Annotated in this window: 26 protein-coding genes; all 26 read right to left on the bottom strand. The window is 37.9% G+C overall.

Annotated elements, in window-relative coordinates; translation table 11 throughout:
- Positions 1–79: 79 nt before the first annotated feature.
- The 26 genes from ACFVR1_RS06660 to ACFVR1_RS06535 all read right to left on the bottom strand — a co-directional run bounded on the left by ACFVR1_RS06660 (position 80) and on the right by ACFVR1_RS06535 (position 22,773).
- The gene (locus ACFVR1_RS06660) at positions 80–484 is read right to left on the bottom strand and encodes a F0F1 ATP synthase subunit epsilon (RefSeq protein WP_387581992.1); all 405 of its coding nucleotides are present in this window, start codon (positions 482–484) and stop codon (positions 80–82) included.
- A gap of 24 nt (positions 485–508) precedes the next feature.
- The gene (gene atpD / locus ACFVR1_RS06655; RefSeq protein ID WP_387581990.1) at positions 509–1,924 is read right to left on the bottom strand and encodes a F0F1 ATP synthase subunit beta; all 1,416 of its coding nucleotides are present in this window, start codon (positions 1,922–1,924) and stop codon (positions 509–511) included.
- 35 nt (positions 1,925–1,959) lie between these two features.
- Positions 1,960–2,820 carry an ATP synthase F1 subunit gamma gene (atpG, locus tag ACFVR1_RS06650; RefSeq protein ID WP_387581987.1) on the bottom strand — a complete coding sequence of 287 codons (861 nt, stop codon included), beginning with the start codon at positions 2,818–2,820 and terminating at the stop codon, positions 1,960–1,962.
- Between the two features lie 44 nt (positions 2,821–2,864).
- Positions 2,865–4,373 (bottom strand): F0F1 ATP synthase subunit alpha, encoded by a 1,509-nt coding sequence (gene atpA, locus ACFVR1_RS06645; protein ID WP_387581984.1) that lies wholly within the window; start codon positions 4,371–4,373, stop codon positions 2,865–2,867.
- 27 nt (positions 4,374–4,400) lie between these two features.
- Complete coding sequence (locus tag ACFVR1_RS06640) at positions 4,401–4,937, bottom strand: F0F1 ATP synthase subunit delta (RefSeq protein WP_387581981.1); 537 nt, start codon at positions 4,935–4,937, stop codon at positions 4,401–4,403.
- Entirely contained in the window at positions 4,934–5,458 is a 525-nt protein-coding gene (gene atpF / locus ACFVR1_RS06635; RefSeq protein ID WP_387581978.1) for a F0F1 ATP synthase subunit B, read from the bottom strand. The genes ACFVR1_RS06640 and atpF overlap by 4 nt, the downstream gene beginning before the upstream one ends.
- A 130-nt stretch (positions 5,459–5,588) precedes the next feature.
- Positions 5,589–5,813, bottom strand: a complete 225-nt coding sequence (atpE, locus tag ACFVR1_RS06630) for a F0F1 ATP synthase subunit C (RefSeq protein ID WP_387581975.1) — start codon at positions 5,811–5,813, stop codon at positions 5,589–5,591.
- Positions 5,814–5,881: 68 nt separating this feature from the next.
- Positions 5,882–6,592, bottom strand: coding sequence for a F0F1 ATP synthase subunit A (gene atpB / locus ACFVR1_RS06625; protein ID WP_387581972.1), 711 nt, complete (start codon positions 6,590–6,592; stop codon positions 5,882–5,884).
- A gap of 26 nt (positions 6,593–6,618) precedes the next feature.
- Positions 6,619–6,993 carry an ATP synthase subunit I gene (locus ACFVR1_RS06620; RefSeq protein ID WP_387581969.1) on the bottom strand — a complete coding sequence of 125 codons (375 nt, stop codon included), beginning with the start codon at positions 6,991–6,993 and terminating at the stop codon, positions 6,619–6,621.
- A gap of 6 nt (positions 6,994–6,999) precedes the next feature.
- Entirely contained in the window at positions 7,000–7,218 is a 219-nt protein-coding gene (locus ACFVR1_RS06615; RefSeq protein ID WP_387581966.1) for an AtpZ/AtpI family protein, read from the bottom strand.
- A gap of 218 nt (positions 7,219–7,436) precedes the next feature.
- Positions 7,437–8,066: a uracil phosphoribosyltransferase gene (gene upp / locus ACFVR1_RS06610; protein ID WP_387581963.1), complete on the bottom strand. Its 630-nt coding sequence runs from the start codon at positions 8,064–8,066 to the stop codon at positions 7,437–7,439.
- A gap of 507 nt (positions 8,067–8,573) precedes the next feature.
- On the bottom strand, positions 8,574–9,809 hold the full coding sequence (locus ACFVR1_RS06605; protein ID WP_387581960.1) for a serine hydroxymethyltransferase: 1,236 nt from the start codon (positions 9,807–9,809) through the stop codon (positions 8,574–8,576).
- Between the two features lie 20 nt (positions 9,810–9,829).
- Positions 9,830–10,375, bottom strand: coding sequence for a TIGR01440 family protein (locus tag ACFVR1_RS06600; RefSeq protein WP_387581957.1), 546 nt, complete (start codon positions 10,373–10,375; stop codon positions 9,830–9,832).
- A 14-nt stretch (positions 10,376–10,389) separates the two neighbouring features.
- Entirely contained in the window at positions 10,390–10,830 is a 441-nt protein-coding gene (gene rpiB, locus ACFVR1_RS06595) for a ribose 5-phosphate isomerase B (RefSeq protein WP_387581954.1), read from the bottom strand.
- A gap of 222 nt (positions 10,831–11,052) precedes the next feature.
- The gene (locus ACFVR1_RS06590) at positions 11,053–12,357 is read right to left on the bottom strand and encodes a methyl-accepting chemotaxis protein (RefSeq protein ID WP_387581951.1); all 1,305 of its coding nucleotides are present in this window, start codon (positions 12,355–12,357) and stop codon (positions 11,053–11,055) included.
- Between the two features lie 2 nt (positions 12,358–12,359).
- Positions 12,360–12,800 carry a low molecular weight protein arginine phosphatase gene (locus ACFVR1_RS06585; protein WP_387581948.1) on the bottom strand — a complete coding sequence of 147 codons (441 nt, stop codon included), beginning with the start codon at positions 12,798–12,800 and terminating at the stop codon, positions 12,360–12,362.
- A 59-nt stretch (positions 12,801–12,859) separates the two neighbouring features.
- Positions 12,860–13,363: a manganese efflux pump gene (locus tag ACFVR1_RS06580; RefSeq protein ID WP_387581945.1), complete on the bottom strand. Its 504-nt coding sequence runs from the start codon at positions 13,361–13,363 to the stop codon at positions 12,860–12,862.
- A 220-nt stretch (positions 13,364–13,583) separates the two neighbouring features.
- Positions 13,584–14,612, bottom strand: coding sequence for an L-threonylcarbamoyladenylate synthase (locus ACFVR1_RS06575; RefSeq protein ID WP_387581942.1), 1,029 nt, complete (start codon positions 14,610–14,612; stop codon positions 13,584–13,586).
- 69 nt (positions 14,613–14,681) lie between these two features.
- A complete protein-coding gene (locus ACFVR1_RS06570; RefSeq protein WP_387581939.1) occupies positions 14,682–15,209 on the bottom strand; it encodes a stage II sporulation protein R in 528 nt (175 codons plus the stop codon).
- A 44-nt stretch (positions 15,210–15,253) separates the two neighbouring features.
- Positions 15,254–16,120 carry a peptide chain release factor N(5)-glutamine methyltransferase gene (prmC, locus tag ACFVR1_RS06565; RefSeq protein ID WP_387581936.1) on the bottom strand — a complete coding sequence of 289 codons (867 nt, stop codon included), beginning with the start codon at positions 16,118–16,120 and terminating at the stop codon, positions 15,254–15,256.
- Positions 16,104–17,183 (bottom strand): peptide chain release factor 1, encoded by a 1,080-nt coding sequence (gene prfA / locus ACFVR1_RS06560; protein ID WP_387581933.1) that lies wholly within the window; start codon positions 17,181–17,183, stop codon positions 16,104–16,106. Before prfA ends, prmC begins: the two co-directional genes overlap by 17 nt.
- A gap of 473 nt (positions 17,184–17,656) precedes the next feature.
- Positions 17,657–18,229, bottom strand: a complete 573-nt coding sequence (locus ACFVR1_RS06555) for a thymidine kinase (RefSeq protein WP_387581930.1) — start codon at positions 18,227–18,229, stop codon at positions 17,657–17,659.
- A 173-nt stretch (positions 18,230–18,402) separates the two neighbouring features.
- Entirely contained in the window at positions 18,403–18,618 is a 216-nt protein-coding gene (gene rpmE / locus ACFVR1_RS06550) for a 50S ribosomal protein L31 (RefSeq protein ID WP_387581927.1), read from the bottom strand.
- Positions 18,619–18,783: 165 nt separating this feature from the next.
- Positions 18,784–20,067, bottom strand: coding sequence for a transcription termination factor Rho (gene rho / locus ACFVR1_RS06545; RefSeq protein WP_387581924.1), 1,284 nt, complete (start codon positions 20,065–20,067; stop codon positions 18,784–18,786).
- 296 nt (positions 20,068–20,363) lie between these two features.
- Positions 20,364–21,326, bottom strand: a complete 963-nt coding sequence (gene glpX, locus ACFVR1_RS06540; RefSeq protein ID WP_387581921.1) for a class II fructose-bisphosphatase — start codon at positions 21,324–21,326, stop codon at positions 20,364–20,366.
- Positions 21,327–21,495: 169 nt separating this feature from the next.
- Positions 21,496–22,773: a UDP-N-acetylglucosamine 1-carboxyvinyltransferase gene (locus tag ACFVR1_RS06535; protein ID WP_387581919.1), complete on the bottom strand. Its 1,278-nt coding sequence runs from the start codon at positions 22,771–22,773 to the stop codon at positions 21,496–21,498.
- Between the last annotated feature and the right edge of the window lies 1 nt (position 22,774).

Below are 22,774 nucleotides of genomic sequence, written 5' to 3'. Positions count from 1 at the left end.
CACGATTAACTCCCTTACAAAATCTGTGGCATTCACCAGAGGTCTTAAATCTTATTCATTAATTAATAACTGAATGAGATTAAATGTTACCCTCATAAACGTTGATACGATTCATCGCACGCTTCAAGGCAAGTTCAGCACGAGTAAAGTCGGTTGAATCTTGCTTACTTTGAAGACGTTCTTCTGCACGTTTCATCGCTTCTTTTGCACGAGTTAGATCGATAGTTGTAGCAACTTCAGATGATTGAGCTAAAATTGTTACCTTTTCAGGACGAACTTCTACAAAACCACCGTTTACTGCTGCGTACTCTGTTTTTCCATCTTTTTTCAATTTAACTGCACCGATTACAAGTGGCGCAACCATTGGAATATGGCCAGGTAAAATACCGATTTCACCGGATGCTGTTTTAGCGATAATCATGTCTACTTCAGAATCGTATACCGGGCCGTCGGGAGTGACAATATTGACTGTAAGTGTCTTCATATTTTTACCTCCTGGTCCGATTTATTATACTTCTACGCCCATGCTTTTCGCTTTTTCAACAACTTCTTCAATGCGTCCTACTAAGCGGAAAGCATCTTCTGGAAGGTGGTCATATTTACCTTCAAGAATTTGTTTAAATCCTTGAACCGTTTCTTTAACAGGAACGTATGAACCTTTTTGACCAGTAAATTGTTCTGCAACATGGAAGTTTTGAGATAGGTAGAACTGAATACGACGAGCACGATTAACCGTTAACTTGTCTTCGTCCCCTAATTCATCCATACCTAAGATTGCGATGATATCTTGTAGCTCTCTGTAACGTTGTAAAGTATATTGCACTTGACGTGCTACTTCATAATGCTCTTGTCCTACGATTTCTGGTGAAAGCGCACGAGAAGAAGAAGCTAAAGGATCCACAGCTGGGTAAATACCCATCTCAGATAATTTACGCTCTAAGTTTGTTGTTGCATCTAAGTGAGCGAATGTTGTTGCTGGAGCTGGATCCGTATAGTCATCGGCAGGTACATAAATCGCTTGGATAGATGTAACAGAACCAGTGTTTGTTGACGTGATACGCTCTTGCAATTGACCCATTTCAGTAGCAAGAGTTGGTTGGTAACCAGCAGCAGAAGGCATACGGCCTAATAATGCAGAAACCTCAGAACCTGCTTGTGTGAAACGGAAGATATTATCGATGAATAGTAGTACGTCTGCACCTTGTTCATCACGGAAATATTCAGCCATTGTAAGACCAGTTAAAGCTACACGCATACGTGCACCAGGTGGCTCATTCATTTGACCAAATACCATTGCTGTTTTCTTAATAACGCCGGAATCGCTCATCTCGTGGAATAAGTCATTTCCTTCACGTGTACGCTCTCCAACACCAGCGAATACCGAAATACCACCGTGTTCTTGTGCGATATTGTTAATAAGTTCTTGGATAAGAACCGTTTTCCCTACTCCGGCACCACCGAATAGACCGATTTTACCACCTTTAATATATGGAGCTAAAAGGTCTACTACTTTGATACCTGTTTCAAGAATTTCTACTTCTGTTGAAAGATTTTCAAATGTTGGTGCTTGACGGTGAATAGGATCACGACGGTCATTCGCAGAAATTTCTTCTCCTAAGTCGATAACTTCACCAAGAACGTTGAATACACGTCCTAATGTAACGTCACCAACTGGAACAGAAATTGCTGCACCAGCATCTATTACTTCTGTACCACGCTTAAGGCCGTCAGTAGACGCCATAGCAATAGTACGAACAGAGTCATCTCCTAAGTGTAAAGCTACTTCTAATGTTAATGTAGTAGGCGCTTCGTTTGGACGTTCAATCGCTACAGTTAACGCATTATAGATAGCTGGTAATTGGCCATTGTCAAATTTAACGTCAACAACTGGACCCATTACTTGTAGTACTTGTCCTTTGTTCACTACTGTTCCCTCCTGTCTTACTGTTCTTTCCTTGACTATTCTAAAGCCGCTGCACCGCCAACAATTTCCGTAATTTCTTGCGTAATTGCTGCTTGTCGTGCTCGGTTATAAACTAATGTTAAGTTACCAATTAAATCAGTTGCGTTGTCTGTCGCGGATTTCATCGCAGACATACGCATAGCATGTTCACTTGCTTTACCATCGAGTAATGCACCAAAAATTAGGCTTTCCGCATATTGCGGAAGCAATACTTCTAAAATCGCTTCAGCTGAAGGATCGAATTCATAAGAAGCAGTTGTGCCTGTTTCTACTGCAATATCCGTAAGTGGCAGTACCTTTTTCTCTGTTACTTCACTAGAGATGGCACTGACAAAGTGGTTATAGTACATATAAAGTTCATCATATGTACCATCTGTGAACATACCAACAGCTCTGCGCGCTATTTCTTTAATATCAGAAAAAGCAGGTTGATCTGGTAAACCTATTACTTCTCCGATTACATTAGAACCACGTTTTGCGAAGAAGTCACGTCCCATACGACCAATTGCAAAGATCACATACTCATCTTTTGAAGAATGTCGCTCAGCTATTGCATTAGATGCTGCACGGATAATATTACTATTATACGCACCTGCTAAGCCACGATCTGCAGTAATAACAAGATATGCTGTCTTTTTCACAGGACGAGAAGTTAACATTGGATGTCCACTATCACTTGTGCCTGTTGCAATTGCGCCTACTACTTCTTGAATTTTTGACATGTAAGGAACGTATGCTTTCGCATTTTCCTCCGCACGATTCAATTTAGAAGCAGAAACCATTTGCATAGCTTTGGTAATTTGACTTGTTTTCTTTGTTGACGTAATTTTACTTTTAATGTCGCGTAATGATGCCACTGGTATTTCACCACCTTATCGTTTTTTTCACTTAGACAAAAGAATTATTCAGATTTAGCGAAAGTCTTTTTGAATGCAGAAATTGCATTTGTTAAGTCTTCATCTGAAGGAAGAGCTTTAGTCGTGCGAATATGATCTAAAACGTTTGTGTGGTTTGTATCTAACCAGCTATATAATTCTGCTTCAAAGCGAGTGATATCTTTAACTGGGATATCATCTAAATGTCCACGTGTTAGAGCATATAAAATCATAACTTGTTTTTCTACTTTAATAGGAGAATTCAAGTCTTGTTTTAATACTTCTACAGTACGAACACCACGATTAAGTTTTGCTTGAGTTGCAGCATCAAGATCTGATCCAAATTGAGAGAATGCTTCCAACTCACGGTATGCAGCTAAGTCAAGACGTAGTGTACCTGCAACACTCTTCATAGCTTTAATTTGAGCTGATCCACCTACACGGGATACGGATAAACCAGCGTTGATTGCTGGACGTACACCAGAGAAGAATAAATCAGATTGTAAGAAAATTTGACCATCTGTAATCGAGATTACGTTTGTTGGAATATAAGCTGAGATATCTCCCGCTTGTGTTTCAACGAATGGTAATGCAGTGATTGAACCTGCACCTAAAGTTTCATTTAACTTCGCAGCGCGCTCAAGTAGACGGCTGTGTAAGTAGAATACATCCCCTGGATATGCTTCACGACCTGGAGGACGTTTAAGAAGTAATGAAAGTTCACGGTATGCAGCAGCTTGTTTAGATAAATCATCATAAACGATTAAAACATGCTTACCTTCGAACATAAATTCTTCTGCCATTGTTACACCAGCATAAGGAGCTAAGTATAATAATGGTGCTGGTTGAGATGCAGATGCAGTAACAACGATTGTGTAGTCTAGAGCACCTTTTTTACGAAGTGTTTCAACAACATTACGAACAGTCGATTCTTTTTGACCGATTGCAACGTAAACACAGATCATATCTTGGTCTGCTTGGTTAAGGATTGTATCAATCGCAACAGTCGTTTTACCTGTTTGACGGTCACCGATGATTAACTCGCGTTGTCCGCGTCCGATTGGTACAAGCGCGTCAATAGCTTTAATACCTGTTTGAAGTGGTTCATGAACCGATTTACGTGCCATAACCCCTTGTGCAGGACTTTCAATTGGACGAGATTTTGTAGTTGCGATAGGACCTAGTCCGTCAACTGGTTGGCCAAGTGGATTGACAACGCGGCCAATCAATTCTTTACCAACAGGAACTTCCATAATACGGCCAGTTCGACGTACTTCATCGCCTTCTTTGATGTCTGTGTATGGTCCAAGGATAACGATACCTACGTTGTTCGCTTCCAAGTTTTGAGCCATACCTAATACACCAGTTGAGAATTCTAAAAGTTCTCCGGCCATGACGTTGTCGAGGCCATGAGCAAGAGCGATACCGTCACCAATTTTGATAACTGTACCAACGTCGCTAACTTTCATCTCAGATTCATAATTCTCAATCTGCTGTTTAATCAAGACACTGATTTCTTCAGCTTTGATGCTCATGTATGTCACCTCTCTAAATTCATAATATTAACCGATCAAATTACGTTTTAAACGATCTAGCTTCGTGCTAAGACTGTTATCGTAAATGCGGTTTCCGATTTGAACACGCATTCCACCAATAATGGATGGATCTACAATGTTTTCTATACGTAAAGATTGTTTTCCAACATTTTTTGCAAACACGGTTGAAATGTTCGCTCGTTCTTCTTCTGTTAAATCACGAGTTGAATATACTTTCGCTTCTGCAACACCTTGTGCTTCATTGGAAAGTGTCATAAATTCACTGATAATGTTACCAACCTCGCCTAATCTTTTCTTGTCAATAAGCACTAAAAGTGTATTGATTACGATTGGATTAGCATTTGTAAAAATTTGACGAATAAGCTCTTTTTTCTTGTCTAGAGAAAGCTTTGGAGAAATGAATAAATTTTTCAATTCTTTATTACTATTCCAGACAATTTTAAGCTCACGCAAATCTTCTTCAACAGAACGAAGCTCGTTTTTTTGTTGTGCTAGCTCGAATAATGCGATTGCGTAACGCTTTGCTGCAGTTGAATTACTCACTTAACTTCGCCTGCCTTCGCAATCGTTGCCTCGATTAGCGCACGATTATCTTCTTCCGAAACTTCTTTTTCAAGAACTTTGGACGCCGCAAGTACTGAAAGTGAAACGACTTCTTCTCGTACCGCTGCAATCGCTCTTTCTTTTTCTGTATCGATTTCACGGATAGCAGATTCTTTCAAACGCGCAGCTTCAGAACGAGCAGTCGTAATAATTTCTTCACGAGATACTTCGCCTTGCTTCTTCGCATTTTCTACAATCGCTAATGCTTCCGTACGCGCTTCTTTTAATAAGTCACGCTGTTCTTCAAGTAAACGAGCTGATTCTTGGCGGCTATTTTCAGCTGCTTCGATTTCGCTTGCGATTAACTCTTCACGTTGAATCATAATACCCATTAGTGGACCCCATGCTACTTTCTTCAATAATACTAAAAGTAGAACGAAGAAGAATAATGTAGCAAAGATATCCAATGTGTTAAACCCACCATGGTCAGTAGCACCAAGTACAAGGTAATCAAAAGACACGATTGTTTCACTCCTTTCAAACGCTATTAAGAGATATTGCTTCTATAAAGTAAAATTGTGTTCATTGTTTTCTAATTCATAAAGAGAATGGCGGAATCAAGCTCCGCCATTATAGACTTGTCTATGTTTATTATTTGTTTAATACGATGAATGCGATAACTGCTGCGATAATTGGAATCGCCTCAACTAATGCTACCCCGATGAACATAACTGTTTGTAAAGCTCCACGTGCTTCTGGTTGACGAGCGATACCTTCTACTGTTTTTGAAACGATTAAACCGTTACCAATACCTGCACCAAGTGCGCCTAAACCGATTGCTATAGCTGCTGCTAAAAGACCAACTGAACCTATCATTGTGTAATTTCCTCCTTGGAATGTTGTTTGTTTTTATTTCTTTCTGTTTAGAAATCTAAACAGTTATATTAATGGTCTGCTGACACTTTATGTGACATATAAACCATTGTTAACATAACGAAAATGAATGCTTGGATTCCGCCGATAAATAGCGAGAAACCTTGCCATGCCATTGCAGGGATAATTGCTCCCACAAAGCCAAAAATGTTTGATGTTGCTAATCCTGCAAGTAGTCCTAGTAGAACTTCCCCTGCATAGATATTTCCGTAAAGACGAAGACCGAGTGTCAACGTATTTGCGAACTCTTCAATAATTTTTAAAGGTAATAGGAATGGAAGTGGCTTTAAGAAGTCTTTTCCGTATTCTTTAATACCTTTCATTTTGATACCATAATAGTGCGTTAATAGTAGAATCATTACTGCAAGTGTCATCGTTACCGTAGGATCTGCTGTTGGAGATTTCCACCAAAGCACACCATCATACGATATGGAGAATGGAAGCCCTAATACGTTTGCTACTGCAATAAACATAATTAATGTTATTCCAAGCACATGAAACCGTCCACCTGTTTTCCAATCGAAGTTACTTTTAATAATGCCTTTCACGAAGTCCATAATCCACTCCATGAAGTTCTGCATACCAGTTGGTTTCAGTTTCAAGTTTCTTGTCGCAATATATGCGATTAAAAACACGATTAGTGTAGTAACAGCAAGCATCAATATGTTTGACCAGTTACCATACATCCCTAGAAACTCGAATTCTGGATTTTTATGTTCCACGATTGTTTCACCTCTCTTTCACAATCTCATAGTTGGTTTTTTGTATAAAACATAATCCGCTCTACGATAAGTAGAACATAGGGAATCATTAATCCAATAACAGTGCTTACTAGATGGATATACTCTGGAAGGGCTAGGGCTATTGCAACGGCTGCTACGCCAGATGCGAAGCGAAATGTCGTACCAAGACCTGCTCGTCCTTTTCCATCTGTTAACACACGATCAAATTTCTCCATTCTGCGTACTAGAATCCAGAAATTATACAGACCAAATAAAGAACCTAGAGCTAAGCCCGCAAAAATTGTCGAATATGGGGTAAATCCCCAACCTAGCGCACATGCTGCGAGCAAAAAAAATATGTACTTTCTTTGCTTCGTATAGATACGTTGCATTTCATGCATAGGTTTTTAGTCTCCTGAATCATATTTTCGAATGGTAGTAATAATGGCAAACACACCAACCGTTAGGCCAGTAAGAAGACATATTACTAGAAATAATGGAGTGGTTCCAAAAATACTGTCTACCCACATTCCTGTGAATATACCTATTAGAATAGAACCTACAAGCTGTGAGAGAATCGCAGAATACATTGCTATCCCTTGTAAAGGACGTCTATTTGGACGCATAAAAGAATCCTCACGTTTTTTCTTTTACAGTAAAAACTGTGAATCTAGTAGAAAGTTGATACGACAAGTATTTCAAGCATGAAACCCCTATCATTTTATATCCTTTGTAAGCATACAATAGGGGCAATTTGATGTCAATTAGAAGTAGTGAAATTCTTCACAAATACCGTCTATTTGACATCTTATCGACAAATTTAAAGTAGGAAATAACTATTTTTTTATTTCGTTCCAAACAAACGATCCCCAGCATCTCCTAAACCAGGAACAATATAGCCGTGATCATTTAGTTTTTCATCTAATGCAGCTATATATATATCAACATCTGGATGAGCTTTTTGTAACGCCTCTACACCTTCTGGAGCTGCAATTAAACACATAAATTTAATATGTGTTGCACCACGTTTTTTTAACGAGTTCACTGCTTCAATAGCAGAACCCCCAGTTGCAAGCATTGGATCAACTAAGATGAAATCACGATCTGCTACATCTGCAGGAAGTTTTACATAATATTCAACTGGTTGTAAAGTTTCTGGATCACGATAAAGACCAATATGTCCAACTTTTGCAGCCGGAATAAGCTTTAATATTCCATCAATCATTCCAATTCCAGCACGTAATATAGGCACGATTCCTAACTTTTTACCTGCCAACACTTTGGATTTTGTTTTTTGGACTGGAGTTTCCACTTCTGTTTCTTCTAATGGTAGATCGCGTGTAATTTCAAAAGCCATTAACGTAGCAACCTCATCTACAAGTTCCCGAAATTCCTTTGTTCCTGTGTTTACATCACGGATATATGTAAGTTTGTGTTGAATAAGGGGATGATCAAATACAAATACTTTTGTCATGTGGCATTTCTCCTTCTCGTTTTAGTTGCAATTCTATTAATTATAACAAAAAACACTGGTCACATACTAGCAATCCTTCGTTCTTACTATTTCGTCTATTTGCTGGACGTCATAGGTTTGTAAAAAAATTGTCCTTGACTGTCTGCAATAGCTTTATTTCGTCCTCTTCATATTTTGCCCAATAGTCTTTTTATAAATTCATTTGAAAATAAAATCTTCAATAGGAAAAGAAACTTCTACAATCTTGAATAAAATTTGAGTAGTAGTCCGACGAAAGAATGGTTTAAATGGTGAGAAAATGCTTTATGGTCAGAAGACTTTTTATATGGACAGAAAAAATTTTATACGGACACAAAGTTTATCTATCCGGTCAGAAATAATTTTATCTGGACAGAAAGGTAGGAGAGGCTACTAGTATAGAAGAAAATAATGTATAAAGTGAACAAAAATTTTAAAGGCAGTTGGAATGAGCTCATCCCAACTGCCTTCTTTAATATTATTAATCTATTAATTATATAATGGGAATTTTGATGTTAAAGTAGCAACACGCTCTTTAGCTTCTTTCATTACTGCTTCATCTTCATGGTTATTCAAAAGCTTAGCAATAATAGACGCGATTTCTTTCATTTCTTCCTCTTTAAATCCACGTGATGTAACAGCTGGCGTACCAATGCGTACTCCAGATGTAATAAATGGACTAGCTGTATCAAAAGGAATAGTATTTTTGTTGACAGTAATACCTACTTCGTCAAGTACATGCTCTGCTACTTTACCTGTTAAGCCTAAAGCTGAAACATCTAATAACATAACGTGATTGTCAGTACCACCAGAAACAATACGAATACCTTCTGCTGTTAAACTATCTGCTAGTGTTTTAGCATTTGCAATTACTTGTGCTTGGTAATCTTTAAACTCCGGTTGTTGTGCTTCACCAAATGCTACTGCTTTTGCAGCGATAACGTGCATTAGTGGACCACCTTGAATTCCCGGGAAAATCGTTTTATCAATTTTCTTTGCGAATTCTTCTGTTGTTAGGATTAATCCTCCACGAGGTCCGCGCAAAGTTTTATGTGTTGTCGAAGTGACGAAATGTGCATGCGGTACTGGGTTTGGATGAAGACCTGCTGCAACTAGACCTGCGATATGTGCCATATCAACAAATAGGTAAGCACCTACTTCATCTGCAATTTCACGGAATTTAGCGAAGTCAATTGTACGTGAATACGCACTTGCTCCAGCTACAATCATTTTAGGTTTATGTTCTAATGCAATTGCACGAACATTTTCATAATCGATTGTTTCAGTTTCTTTATTCACTCCATACTCAATGAAGTTATATTGGATTCCACTGAAGTTTACTGGAGAACCATGCGTTAAATGTCCACCATGTGACAAATTCATACCTAAAATTGTGTCACCAGGTTGCAAAGCAGTCATATATACTGCCATGTTAGCTTGTGAACCTGAATGTGGTTGGACGTTTGCATGTTCAGCACCAAAAATTTCTTTCAAACGATCACGAGCAATATTTTCTACTATATCTACATACTCACAACCACCATAGTAGCGTTTACCTGGGTAGCCTTCTGCATATTTATTCGTAAGTACTGAACCTTGTGCTTCCATAACTGCTTCTGATACGAAGTTTTCTGAAGCGATTAACTCAATATTTGCTTGTTGACGCTTTTTCTCCGCCAGCATAGCTTCATAAACTGCTGGATCTTGTGATAAAATTTTCTCCACTCTTAGTTCCTCCTCCAATATTATCCGTAAAATGCACGTTCTCCGCCTATTAGCTTTGGACGTGTTTTCGCAATCGTAACGACTGCTTCCCCAATTTGTTTTATGGACACGCGAATCGGCACAGCAACTGGTTGCAACTGCATACCAATAAGGGTTTGTCCTATATCAATGCCAGCTTGTGCTTGCACATGCTCGACAACTACAGGGTCTTGAAATTGAGTGTACGCATAGGCAGACATAGAGCCACCTGCGCGGACAACTGGAATAACGGAAACTTCCGGTAATCTATAGAAAAGTTGTGTTTTTCTTTCCATTGTAATTGCTCGATTTATATGTTCACAGCCTTGAAATGCTAAATGAACTTTATTTCGATTAGCAAATGCTTGTAATGGTTCAAATAAAACTTCAGCTACCTCTAAGCCACCAGCAGTACCAATTTTCTCGCCGATGATTTCAGAAGTAGAACAGCCAATGACAAATAAATCATTTTCTTTTAAAATTGCTTGCTGTTCCACTTCTAGTAGAAGCTGTTCTATTTGTTGTTTCCACAAATTTTTTGCTTCCATTTGAAATCACCTCTTTAAGCGTTTTCTAATTCAGTAATCTTTTCAACACGTCGCTCATGGCGTCCGCCTTCAAAGTCTTGTCCAAGCCATGTTGCAACAATTTCTCTTGCAAGTCCTGGACCTATAACTCTTTCGCCCATCGCAAGGATATTAGAATCATTATGAGATCTCGTTGCTTTTGCAGAAAATACATCATGTACTAATGCACAACGAATACCTTTTACTTTATTTGCTGCAATTGACATTCCAATACCGGTACCACAAATCAATATTCCACGATCAAATTTCCCGCTAGCAACGCCATCTGCAACTGGAAACGCAAAGTCTGGATAATCTACTGAATCATCATTGGTTGGACCGAAATCTTCATAGGAAAATCCAAGCTCTTCTAGCTGTTGCATAATTTCTTTACGTAGGTTATTACCACCGTGATCGGAAGAAATGGCTATTTTCAACTCGTTCCCTCATTTCTGTTTAAATTCTAATTCATCATAACATTTTTCAGAATAAAAAAATACAATTCACACACAGTGAATTGTATTCTTTACAAAGAATTTGACGAATTTCTGTCAAAACTCTAATTATCATTCATTTTTTTTAGTGAAACTATTCAAAATACGAACAATTTCATTCATTTTTATTTATTTGTTCGTAAAAATGTCATTTTCCACTTCTCGTTAGTTTGAAGTTCGATCGAATTGACAAATAACCTTGAACAACTCTTCTGATTGTTGTTTCAATCCTTCAGATAAATGGTCAATTTGTTCGATTGAGCGTGCTTGCTCATCTGTAGCACTTCTTACTTCTTCTGCACCTGCAGATGTTTCTTCTGCTATTGCAGCTACTTCTTGTGATTGACGAGCTGTACTTTCAATATTAGTTAATTGTTGTTCTATTAGTGTAGATATCTCCACAACAGACCCTGCCATATCATGGATTTTATTGGACATCCCTTCAATTGCTTCGTTTGTTTCTGATACGCGTTTTGCTTCTCCTACCGCAAAGCTAACTTGGTTCGTCATTTGTTGAACAACTGTTTGCACATCGGTTTGAATAGCAAGGATTAATTCGGAAATACCTTGTACAGCTTTTGCACTTTCATCGGCTAGTTTACGAACTTCTTCTGCGACAACTGCAAATCCTTTTCCATGCTCTCCAGCACGAGCAGCTTCAATGGATGCATTTAGTGCGAGCAGATTCGTTTGAGCGGCAATATCCCCAACTAACTGAATAATACTTTCTACTTTTCCAGCGTTTTCTTCTAATTGTTGTACATTTCCGAGTGCCGACTCACTTCCTGAGGCAATTTTTCGTATCCCATTTACAAGTGATTCAATAACTTCTGTAGTTTGCGCTAGTCCAACTATCATTTCTTTAGATTGGATAGAAGATTCTTCCGCACGTTTATTTACTTTAGAAGCAAGTACCCGTACATCTTCCACAGATTCAGCAGTTTCTTGTACTGCTACCGCTGATTGTTCTGCCCCCTGTGAAATTTGTGCAATAGTGTGAGCAATTGCTTCCGCTTGTTCAGATGCGACAGACGATTCTTCTGACAATTGCTGTACAGTATTGTTTGTTTTCTCAAAATTATCTTCAATACTTTGGACCATTTCTCTTAAGTTTACAAGCATTGATTGAAAAGCAACTGCAACTGATTGGATTTCGTCTTTAGACTTTGGTACGACCACGTCCACACCGATTTTTCCTTCTGAAGCAAGTGTTGCAACTTTTTCTAAATTAAATAAGGGCTTGATAATTACTCCACTGAAAAAATATGCTAGAATTGCAGACCACATAATTCCTAAAGCATACATTGCTATTTCAAAGTTAAGTGATTTTGTAGCACCATCAAATATTAGTGGTTGTACAAAGTTGATAAAAACAGCACTTGTTGAGTATGTAATGATAGCTAAAATAGTGACAAATAATACAATCTTCTTTTGTATTCCAAATGCATACTTTTTCTTTTTCTCTTTCATCCTTAATCCCCCCGAAGTCTTTTCACTAATTCTTCCGTAAGTGCATTTAGTTCTTGAAACGTGTTTTCATATGTACGTACATCCCCACCATAAGGATCAGATACATCTTGTACATTTTGGGGTGTTACAAACTCCTTGTACATATACACTTTAGTCTTGGTATGCGGGAATATTCGAAGGATTGATTGTTTGTGAGAATCTGTCATCGTTAATATGAGATCTGCCCAATCTACTATTTGCTCATTTATCGAAGTCGATGAATGAGTAATCGGTATCGACGCTTTCTCTAATACTAACTGCCCATTTTTAGACATGCTCCCTCCATCCAATGCATATATACCTGCAGAACGAACTTCCACATTTTCTAAATTACGAGCCTTTAATAACGCCTCAGCTATTGGGCTTCGACATGTATTTCCCGTGCAAACAAATAAAATATTCATCGTTCTATTTCCCCATCTCTAGTATATATTATTTAGTCCTATATATGTTTTAAATATTGTTAAATATTTCGTAAAGTTAAAACTCCCATTATGAAAAAAACGAGTCCTGCTAATCTCATAATGATAGCTCGATCCATGAACGCATGCTTAAAAATGAATTTTTGCGCAATAAATACTCCTAAAAAAGAAAAGATTCCTGAACTTAAGATAAAAATAAGCTTTTCTACTTTAAGCATACCAAACGAAATACTTACTGAAAAGGTATCGATACTAGCAACCACCGCGAGAAGATAAGGAGATAATAGCGGCACTTGTTTAGGAGATTGTGTAATAATCATTTGTAATCCTACTAGCGATAAAAGAACCCCGGATAAATAAGGACTTGCATGTTGCAAATAATTCTGCACGACGATACCAGCATAATATCCAACTAAAGGAAAAAGCATATGTAATGACGCTACCCACACAGCGATCGTAAAAACTTGTTTTCGATAAGGAACAAGTGAAAACAATATAAGTACATCTACAGACATTAAAGCACCAGCTAGAATTTCACGCCACAAAAAAATCTCCCCCGTCCTTTTGCATATTTAACTATATGCAAAAGGACAGGGGAGAATACACTTACCTCCATAAGGTTAAGACACGTGAATCGGTCGTATAACACTGACAATCGGTTGAATACCAATGAAAATCGGTCGCATTCTACTACAATCGGTCGAATACAACTATGAATCGGTTGAATTTAGAGCAAAATCGGTTGAATACGAAGGAGAAACGAAATTACTTATCAAACCAGTTGCCGTTTGCAGCTTTTTCTAATCGATTCATAATAGCCGTTCCAACTCCTTCTTTTGAGAAGACAGGAACAAGTACTAAATCTGCATCCGTTTCATCACAACTTCTTAATGCTTCATATAATAGGTGTGCCGCATCTTCCAGCTGATTTTCTTTTCCTAATGAAAAAAAGTAATCTGCCTCGACATTACTGAATTGCTCTCTTGCGATTATTGCTACTTTTTGAAGATTTTTATGTATTTTTTCAATTGCATTTTGTACAGCTTCTTTGGAATTGCCAATTAAGTATACAGGTGCATTCGGGGCATAATGTGCATATTTCATTCCTGGTGCTCGAGGTGCCTCTGCTTGATCCGTCGGCTTGGATTCATTTACTTGTCCAATTACTTTTTCAAGCATTTCTTTTGTAATTCCACCTGGACGAAGAATCGTCGGTACTTTGGATGTGACATCTAATACTGTCGACTCTAAACCGATTCCTGTTGCTCCACCGTCTACGATAAAAGGTATTTTACCGTTTAAGTCATGGAATACGTGAGCAGCTTTTGTAGGACTTGGTTTTCCACTTCTATTTGCACTCGGAGCAGCAACTGGAAGTTTTAAACGTCTCAGTAATTCAAGTGCCACCGGATGTTCAGGCATTCTAACCCCTACAGAATCTAGTCCAGCAGATACATTCTTTGCTAGTGTATTTGGCTTCAGAGGGAGGACAAGTGTGAGTGGACCTGGCCAAAAAGCATCCATGCAATCCTTTGCTAATTGTGGAATATTCATTGTAAAAGCCTCTATTTCCACTTTCTCTCCAATGTGCACAATAAGTGGATTATCCTGGGGTCTGCCTTTTGCTTCAAAGATTTTACTAACAGCTTCTTCATTTGTCGCATCTGCACCTAATCCGTATACTGTTTCTGTCGGAAAAGCGACCGTTTCTCCTGCTTTTAACAAACTCACAGCTTGTGTATAACCTTCCGCTTTTGTGGATAAGTTATCCACACTTATAATTTGTGTTTTCATCTTGTATTTTCTCCTTTCTTCGTTATTTATCCACATTTTTGTTGATAACTACATTATTTTTGTGGACAATTATGTGGAAAACTTCTTTTTCAACCATTCCCAAACCCAAAACTTCGGCTTCTCTTCAACTACTTCTTCTTTGTAGCATACTTTTGGAAACAACGCACACCACCAGTTATCTCCACGACCGCTACCGATTGTTATAACAACAGACTCGACATAATTTTGTGCCGTTATCCCTTGATTCCACGCTTTGGGTGGAAATAATGTTAAGCCTGTGGAAAGACTAATATCTTTTTCGTATTTTTCTGACAACTTATCCACAGCTTGTTCAAGTTTTGTATAAATTTGTGGATTATTTTGATACTGAACTAAAAGTGGCTCAATACTATTTTTCACTTCTTTTTTTATTTGTTGATCTTCTATTGTATTGCTATTTGCAATTAATCGAAAGCGTAAACCATCCGCTTGATCGGTAGGCTGAAATAATATAAATAAACAAAACTGAATAAGAAGTAACATCCACACGAAGAAAATAATTGCATCTATTTGTTTACTAATTCTTGGTGCTCTCTTTATCTCATAATCTGGTAACATATAACATTCCTCCTTAGGAACATTGTTACCAATAGATTCATAACTTATTCAGTAATTGTGCAAAAAACAAAACGATTTTTTTTATTAATATCTTGCACCACTTCTACCAATGCCTTAGGAAATGCAGTTTGGAGCATATTTTGCACTGCTACTCCTTGTTCATAACCAATTTCAAAACCTATGAAACTAGGTACGTTCATCATAGAAGGTAGCTGCTCTGCCATTTTTCGATACAATTGCAATCCATCTTCTTCTGCAAATAAAGCTAGATGTGGCTCATAATCAATTACTGTATCTGAAAGTGTTTCTGCTTCGTGCAAACCAATGTATGGCGGGTTAGATAAAACAACATCCCATTTTTGAAGTGAAATTGGAGCTAGTAAATCGCCTTTCCTAAATTGGATTTCTGCATCCAATAGCTGTGCATTCTCCAATGCCACTTCAAGAGCTTGCTCAGATATATCGGTTCCAGTAACTTCTGCATTAGGGATTTCTTTTTTTATTGTGACCGCAATTGCTCCGCTTCCAGTACCTATGTCAGCGACTTGCAAGATTTTATTTGCATCGAAAAGTGTTTTTACACGTTTTTTTACTTCTACTATTAATTCTTCTGTTTCTGGACGAGGAATCAATACATTTTCATTTACAAAGAAATCCCGACCGTAAAAGGTTTCCTGTCCGATAATATATTGAAAAGGTCGCCCAGTTGCATGTTCTTCAACGTATGACCAAAACGTTTTAAAATCTTCTGTGGATAACTCATCATACATTGCGAACATCAACTGTGAATAGTTTTTCTTCAGAACATGCTGCAACAAGTAACGAGCCACTTCTTTTTCTCGATTATTCTCTTCTAAAAAAGAAGAAGCCCGGGTTAGGGCCTCATAAGTTGTTTTACACATTGGTATCATTCATTCTTTCTAATTTTTCTGCTTGATCCTCCAATATTAATGCATCCACTACTTCATTCAGCTTTCCTTCTAAAATCTGGTCAAGCTTTTGAATTGTTAATCCGATGCGGTGATCCGTCACTCGGTTTTGTGGATAATTATATGTTCGAATTCGTTCTGATCGGTCACCAGTACCTACGGCAGATTTACGAACAGCATCATATTCGGCTTGTGCTTCTTGACGGAATTTATCTGCAACACGAGCACGTAGAATCTTCATAGCCTTTTCTCTGTTTTTAATTTGCGACTTTTCATCTTGCATAGAAACTGTAATGCCTGTTGGTAAATGCGTCATACGAACAGCAGACATCGTCGTATTAACAGATTGACCACCCGCACCAGAAGATGCAAATGTATCTACACGGACATCTTTTTCATGGATATCGACGTCCACTTCCTCTGCTTCCGGAAGAACAGCAACTGTTGCCGTTGATGTATGAATACGGCCACCAGACTCTGTTTCTGGTACGCGTTGTACACGATGGGCACCATTTTCATATTTCATTCTAGAATAAGCATTAGTTCCATTAATCATGAAAATGATCTCTTTGTATCCACCAAGACCTGTAGGAGAGGATTCCATAATATCAATTTTCCAGCCTTGCGTTTCTGCATATCTACTGTACATACGGAATAAATTACCCGCAAATAAAGCCGCTTCATCTCCACCAGCTGCTCCACGAATCTCCATAATAACGTTTTTATCATCATTCGGATCTTTTGGAATTAATAAAACTCTAAGACGCTCTTCAAGTTCTGTAATTTGACTTTCCAAATCATTTACTTCTTCTTTTACCATATCACGCATATCCGCATCGAGCTTTTCCTCTAACATCAGTTTTGCGTCATTATATTGACTTTTTGCATCCTTGTATTCACGATACGCATCTACTGTTGGCTGCAAATCTGATTGCTCTTTTGAATATTCTCTTAGTTTTTTTGTATCGTTGACCACATCTGGATCACTAAGCAATTCATTTAAATTATTATAACGATCTTCTACCGATTGTAATCGATCAAACATCGAGCTCACCTCGTTCGTTTAAGTCTATATCATTCCTATTATAAAGAAAAAGTGTCATCATCGCTACTTTTTCCGTAATATTCTTTCTAAATCAGGTTGTTACTTACATCCAAAAGGAGTGCAAGAACATTTTACCTCGATCCGAGACTAAATTGCTCCAAAGCGAGTCCGATTAGAAAATCCAATTGAAAAAAGTGTTTTCTTGCTTACTAAGTCAGCGTATTTTTTTCATATAATAGCAGTTTGAGACCAATTCACCTTGAGCCGAGACGAAATTGTTCCAAAGCTAGACCATTTCACCTCGAGCCAAGACCAAATTGCAACAAAGCGAGACCATTTTGCAAATCGTATTGAAAGTTGTGTTTTCTTGCTCAACAAATCAGCATAATTTTTATATAAAATATCAGGCGATACCGATCTAATAGAAAATCCACCAAATTCTTAGAGAATTAAGTGGATTTTCCTTTTTAATATTATAATGGTGGATTAGCATGGCATTTACGACATACCGGATAGTAGGAGTCGTTGCCACCAATTTGAATTTGTTCGCCAGTGTATATTGGTTTGCCATTTTCATCTACACGGAGATTCATAATAGCTTTCTTATGGCAGAACCAGCAAATTGTTTTCATTTCCTCAATTTTATCTGCGTAAATTAACATATAGCGGCTTCCTTCAAAAAGTTCATTTTGGAAATCGTTTTTTAGTCCAAATCCCATGACAGGAATATCTAGTTCATCTACAATTTTTGTTAATTGTAAGACATGCTCTTTTTTTAAGAATTGCACTTCATCAATTAATACACAATATGGTTTTGGTGAATGATCTTTTACCAACTCATATAAATTTGTATCATCATAGATTGCCGTAGCTTTTCTCTTTAATCCTATTCTACTTGAAATATACCCAATTTCATCTCTTGTATCGATGCCTGGTGTAAAAATGAGAACCGGCTTATCTTGTTCCTCGTAATTATGAGCTACTTTTAGAATTTCAATAGATTTGCCACTATTCATTGCACCGTGCTTATAAAATAATTGCGCCATTCTAATTCTCCTTGTAATTCATTTTCTTCTACTAATCTATTTCCTATATCTATTTATAACATAAGGCAGTGAAGCTCGATATATAAAAAAATATTTACATTATTATGTATGCAAATGTTCTAAACAAATAAAAATACCTGCAAAACACAATGTGCTTTGCAGGTACTTGGTAATTAGTTTTTGATTTCTTCTTTAATACCGTATTTTTTGTTGAAGCGATCAACACGGCCATCCGCAGCTGCGAATTTTTGACGTCCAGTATAGAATGGGTGACATTCGTTACAGAACTCGACTTTGATGTCGTTTTTTACAGAACCAGTTGTGAATGTGTTACCACATGAACATGATACTGTTGCTTCTTTGTAATCGGGATGAATTCCTGCTTTCATCTCTATCTCTCCTCTCGCCCTGGACCATCTGGAACAGAGTTGGTTATGAAACTGATACCTTACACGATCCGATTGTTAGCCAATCGTATATGTAGCAGAAAATTGTAAACTTACAACATATATAATAGCATCTATTCATTTTAAATGCAAGTTGTTAGTTTTAGTTTATAGAGTCACTTTACCACTACGATGCGCTTTCATTTCAACTGCAAGTTGTTCAAAAAATGCTTCGTTTGTTTTGGATTGACGAAGTTTTTTCAAGAAACGCTCAGCAAAATCGCCTGAATCGGAGAAAGTTTTGCGAATAGCCCAAAGTTTATCCAACTGATCTTTTGGAATTAGGAGTTCTTCTTTTCGTGTACCGGAACGACGGATATCAATCGCAGGGAAAATTCGACGTTCTGCAAGACTTCTATCCAAATGAAGTTCTAAGTTACCCGTTCCTTTAAACTCTTCATAAATTACTTCGTCCATACGAGAACCCGTATCAACTAATGCAGTAGCAAGAATTGTTAAGCTACCGCCTTCTTCGATATTACGAGCAGCCCCAAAAAATCTTTTTGGACGATGGAATGCCGCTGGATCAATACCACCTGATAGCGTACGACCACTTGGAGGTATTACTAAATTATATGCTCGAGCAAGTCGAGTAATAGAGTCCATTAAGATGATAACGTCACGTTTATGTTCAACTAAACGCATCGCTCTTTCTAAAACAAGTTCAGCTACCTTTACATGGTTTTCGGGTACTTCATCAAATGTAGAACTTACTACATCTGCTTTAACGGAACGTTCGATGTCCGTTACTTCTTCAGGACGTTCGTCTATTAATAAAACAATTAGTTCTGCGTTTGGATGATTCGTTGTAATTGCATTTGCAATTTCTTTAATTAATAAAGTTTTCCCTGCTTTTGGAGGGGCAACGATTAGTCCACGTTGACCATATCCAACTGGAGCTACTAAATCCATAATACGAGTCGATAATTTTTCTGGACTAGTTTCAAGTGTGATTTGACGGTCTGGATATAATGCAGTCAGACCTGGAAAGTGTACACGTTCTTTAGCGATTTCTGGATCTTCTCCATTAACTAATTCTACGTGTAAAAGACCATAGTAGCGTTCACTTTCTTTAGGAGGACGTACTTTTCCTGTTACTTTGTCTCCATTTCTCAAATCAAATCTTCTAATTTGGGAAGCAGAAATATAGATATCTTCAGAACTTGGAGAATAGTTAATAGGACGTAAGAAACCAAAACCTTCTTGTTGGATAATTTCTAATACACCTTCCATAAAGAAGAATCCTTCTTGTTCAGCACGAGATTTTAAAATTGCAAAAATAAGTTCTTTTTTCGAAAGTTTACTATATGTCGCAACTTTATATTTTCTTGCTAGGGCATATAGCTCTTTTAAAGTCATATTTTCTAACTCATTAATTGTTGTTTGTGTCATTGGCAAAGCACCACTCTTTATTATATTTTGTTGTTTCTAATTTTTGGGGATATATACTTTGGTGTATCTGATTCACTCGTCGCCAAAAAAACTGTACACGAGCTTGTACAACTAACTTTCACCAAAGGCTTTAACCTGTTTCAATGGTAAGCTGACCACTCAAGTTTATGAGTTATTAGCAACATCTCGCTTTTATAAAAGGTGGCGACTTCTGCTGAAAAAGGTTTAATAGGATTGAAGTTTATAAAGAGGATACCCGACCGACTAAGCCGGGTATACATTAGAGAAGTTTAGTTTTATAGAACTAAATTCGGTTTTTTCTTTAAGCTATGTCTTCCTTCAACAAATCGGATTGTGCCTGATTTTGCACGCATAACGATAGAATGAGTAGAGCCAAAAGCACCTTTAAATTGTACTCCACGAAGAAGTTCTCCGTCCGTTACACCAGTAGCTGCAAAGATAGCGTCGTCACCTTTAACCAAGTCTTCCATACGTAAAATCTTATTTACATCTAGACCCATTTTGATACAACGTGCTAGCTCTGCTTCGTCTTGAGGAATAAGTTTCCCTTGAATTTCTCCGCCTAAGCATTTTAATCCAACTGCAGAGATAACCCCTTCAGGTGCCCCACCCATTCCAAAAAGAATATCTACACCAGTATTATCGAAGGCTGTATTAATAGCTCCGGCAACATCACCATCTGTAATTAGCTTGATGCGAGCACCAGCAGCTCTAATTTCATCGATAATTTTTTGGTGTCTTGGACGACCTAAAATGGTAGCCACTACATCTTCAATATCTTTATTTTTCGCACGGGCTACCGCTCTTAAATTATCAATAACGGGTGCGTTAATATCCACTTGACCTATTGCTTCAGGACCGACTGCTAATTTTTCCATATACATATCTGGAGCATGAAGTAAATTTCCGCGATCTGCAATTGCAAGAACTGCAAGTGCATTCCATCCCCCTGAAGCCACGATATTCGTACCTTCTAAAGGATCCACTGCCACATCTACTTGAGGACCTCCAGTTCCATGTCCAAGCTTCTCTCCGATGTATAACATCGGTGCTTCGTCCATTTCACCTTCCCCAATTACTACGACACCTTCCATAGGGATTGTGTCAAAAACTGTGCGCATAGCAGTAGTTGCTGCGTCGTCTGCTTCATTTTTTAATCCGCGTCCCATCCAACGAGCTGATGCGATAGCTGCGGCCTCTGTTACTCGGACTAATTCCATTGATAAACTACGTTCCATCTAATATGTGCCTCCCGTTTTACGGTTTACGGTTAATAAATCCGTCCTGTCTTTCTTCCTGTTACATTGTAGCATATTTTCTAAATAAGAAAAGTGCAAGGTTCCTAGAGTCTAGACAGCTGATTTGTTGAAGAGTTATACTTTCTTATTTGTTCAGAATGCATTCAATTTATTCGTTGTTTATTTCTATTTCCTTTATTTCCACTCGTCTAATATCTGCTCCTAATCCTCGGAGCTTTTCAATAATTGAACTATAACCACGTTCTATATGAAATATATCTTGAATTTCTGTTTCACCGTCTGCGATTAAACCAGCAAGAACTAACGCTGCTCCTGCACGTAAATCACTTGCACGAACCGTTGCAGCTTCAAGTTTGGCCGGTCCAGTAATTATTGCAGTTCTACCATCTACCCGTCCATTTGCACTCATACGACGGAGTTCATCGATTTGTTTAAATCTAGCAGAATAAATAGAATCTGTAATAACTGATGTACCGGTTGCCTGCGTCATTAGAACTGAAAATGGTTGCTGTAAATCAGTTGGAAACCCTGGGTACACAAGTGTTTTAACATCTACCGCTTGTAATTTATCTGACTTAGGAATAAATATTTTTTCTTCATATTCTTCCACTTTAACGCCCATTTCACGTAACTTTGCCGTTAATGCCTCTACATGAAAAGGAATGACATTATCAACGGTGACACCGTCTCCGGCTACTGCTGCCATAATCATGAATGTACCTGCTTCAATACGATCTGGGATGATGGTATGCTTCGTCCCATGCAATTCTTTCACACCTTCAATTCGAATTACATTCGTTCCTGCACCTTTAATATTTGCTCCCATATTAGATAAAAGTGTTGCGACATCAATGATTTCTGGCTCTTTTGCAGCATTTTCAATGATCGTTCTTCCTTTTGCAAGTACGGCAGCTAGCATTATATTAATGGTTGCTCCTACACTTACAACGTCTAAGTAAATCTTTGAACCTACTAATTCATCCGCACGCAAATAAATTGCTCCGTGCTCATTGGATACCGATGCACCCAAAGCTTCAAAACCTTTAATATGTTGATCAATTGGGCGTGGTCCAAGATGGCAACCTCCTGGTAAACCGATAGCTGCTTTTTTAAATTTCCCAAGAAGCGCACCCATTAGATAATATGATGCACGTAGTTTTTTTATATTACCATTCGGGAGAGGCATATCCACTACATTCGTCGGATCGATTGTCATTGTTCCATCTTCAAATGTAACTTTCGCCCCTACTTCTTCAAGTATTTCTTTTAATGTCCATACATCTAAAATTTCTGGTAAACCTTCAATAGTAACTGGAGAGTTAGCTAGTAAGGAAGCTGGAATAAGTGCTACTGCACTATTTTTTGCTCCACTTACCTTAATCGTGCCATGTAAACGTTTTGAACCTTTTATTTTATAAACTTCCATA

Origin of the sequence: Psychrobacillus sp. NPDC058041 (assembly GCF_042885655.1) — a bacterium.
GTDB lineage: Bacteria > Bacillota > Bacilli > Bacillales_A > Planococcaceae > Psychrobacillus.
The sequence above is the reverse complement of the archived record's forward strand: the minus strand, read 5'-3'. Positions and strand labels throughout refer to the sequence as shown.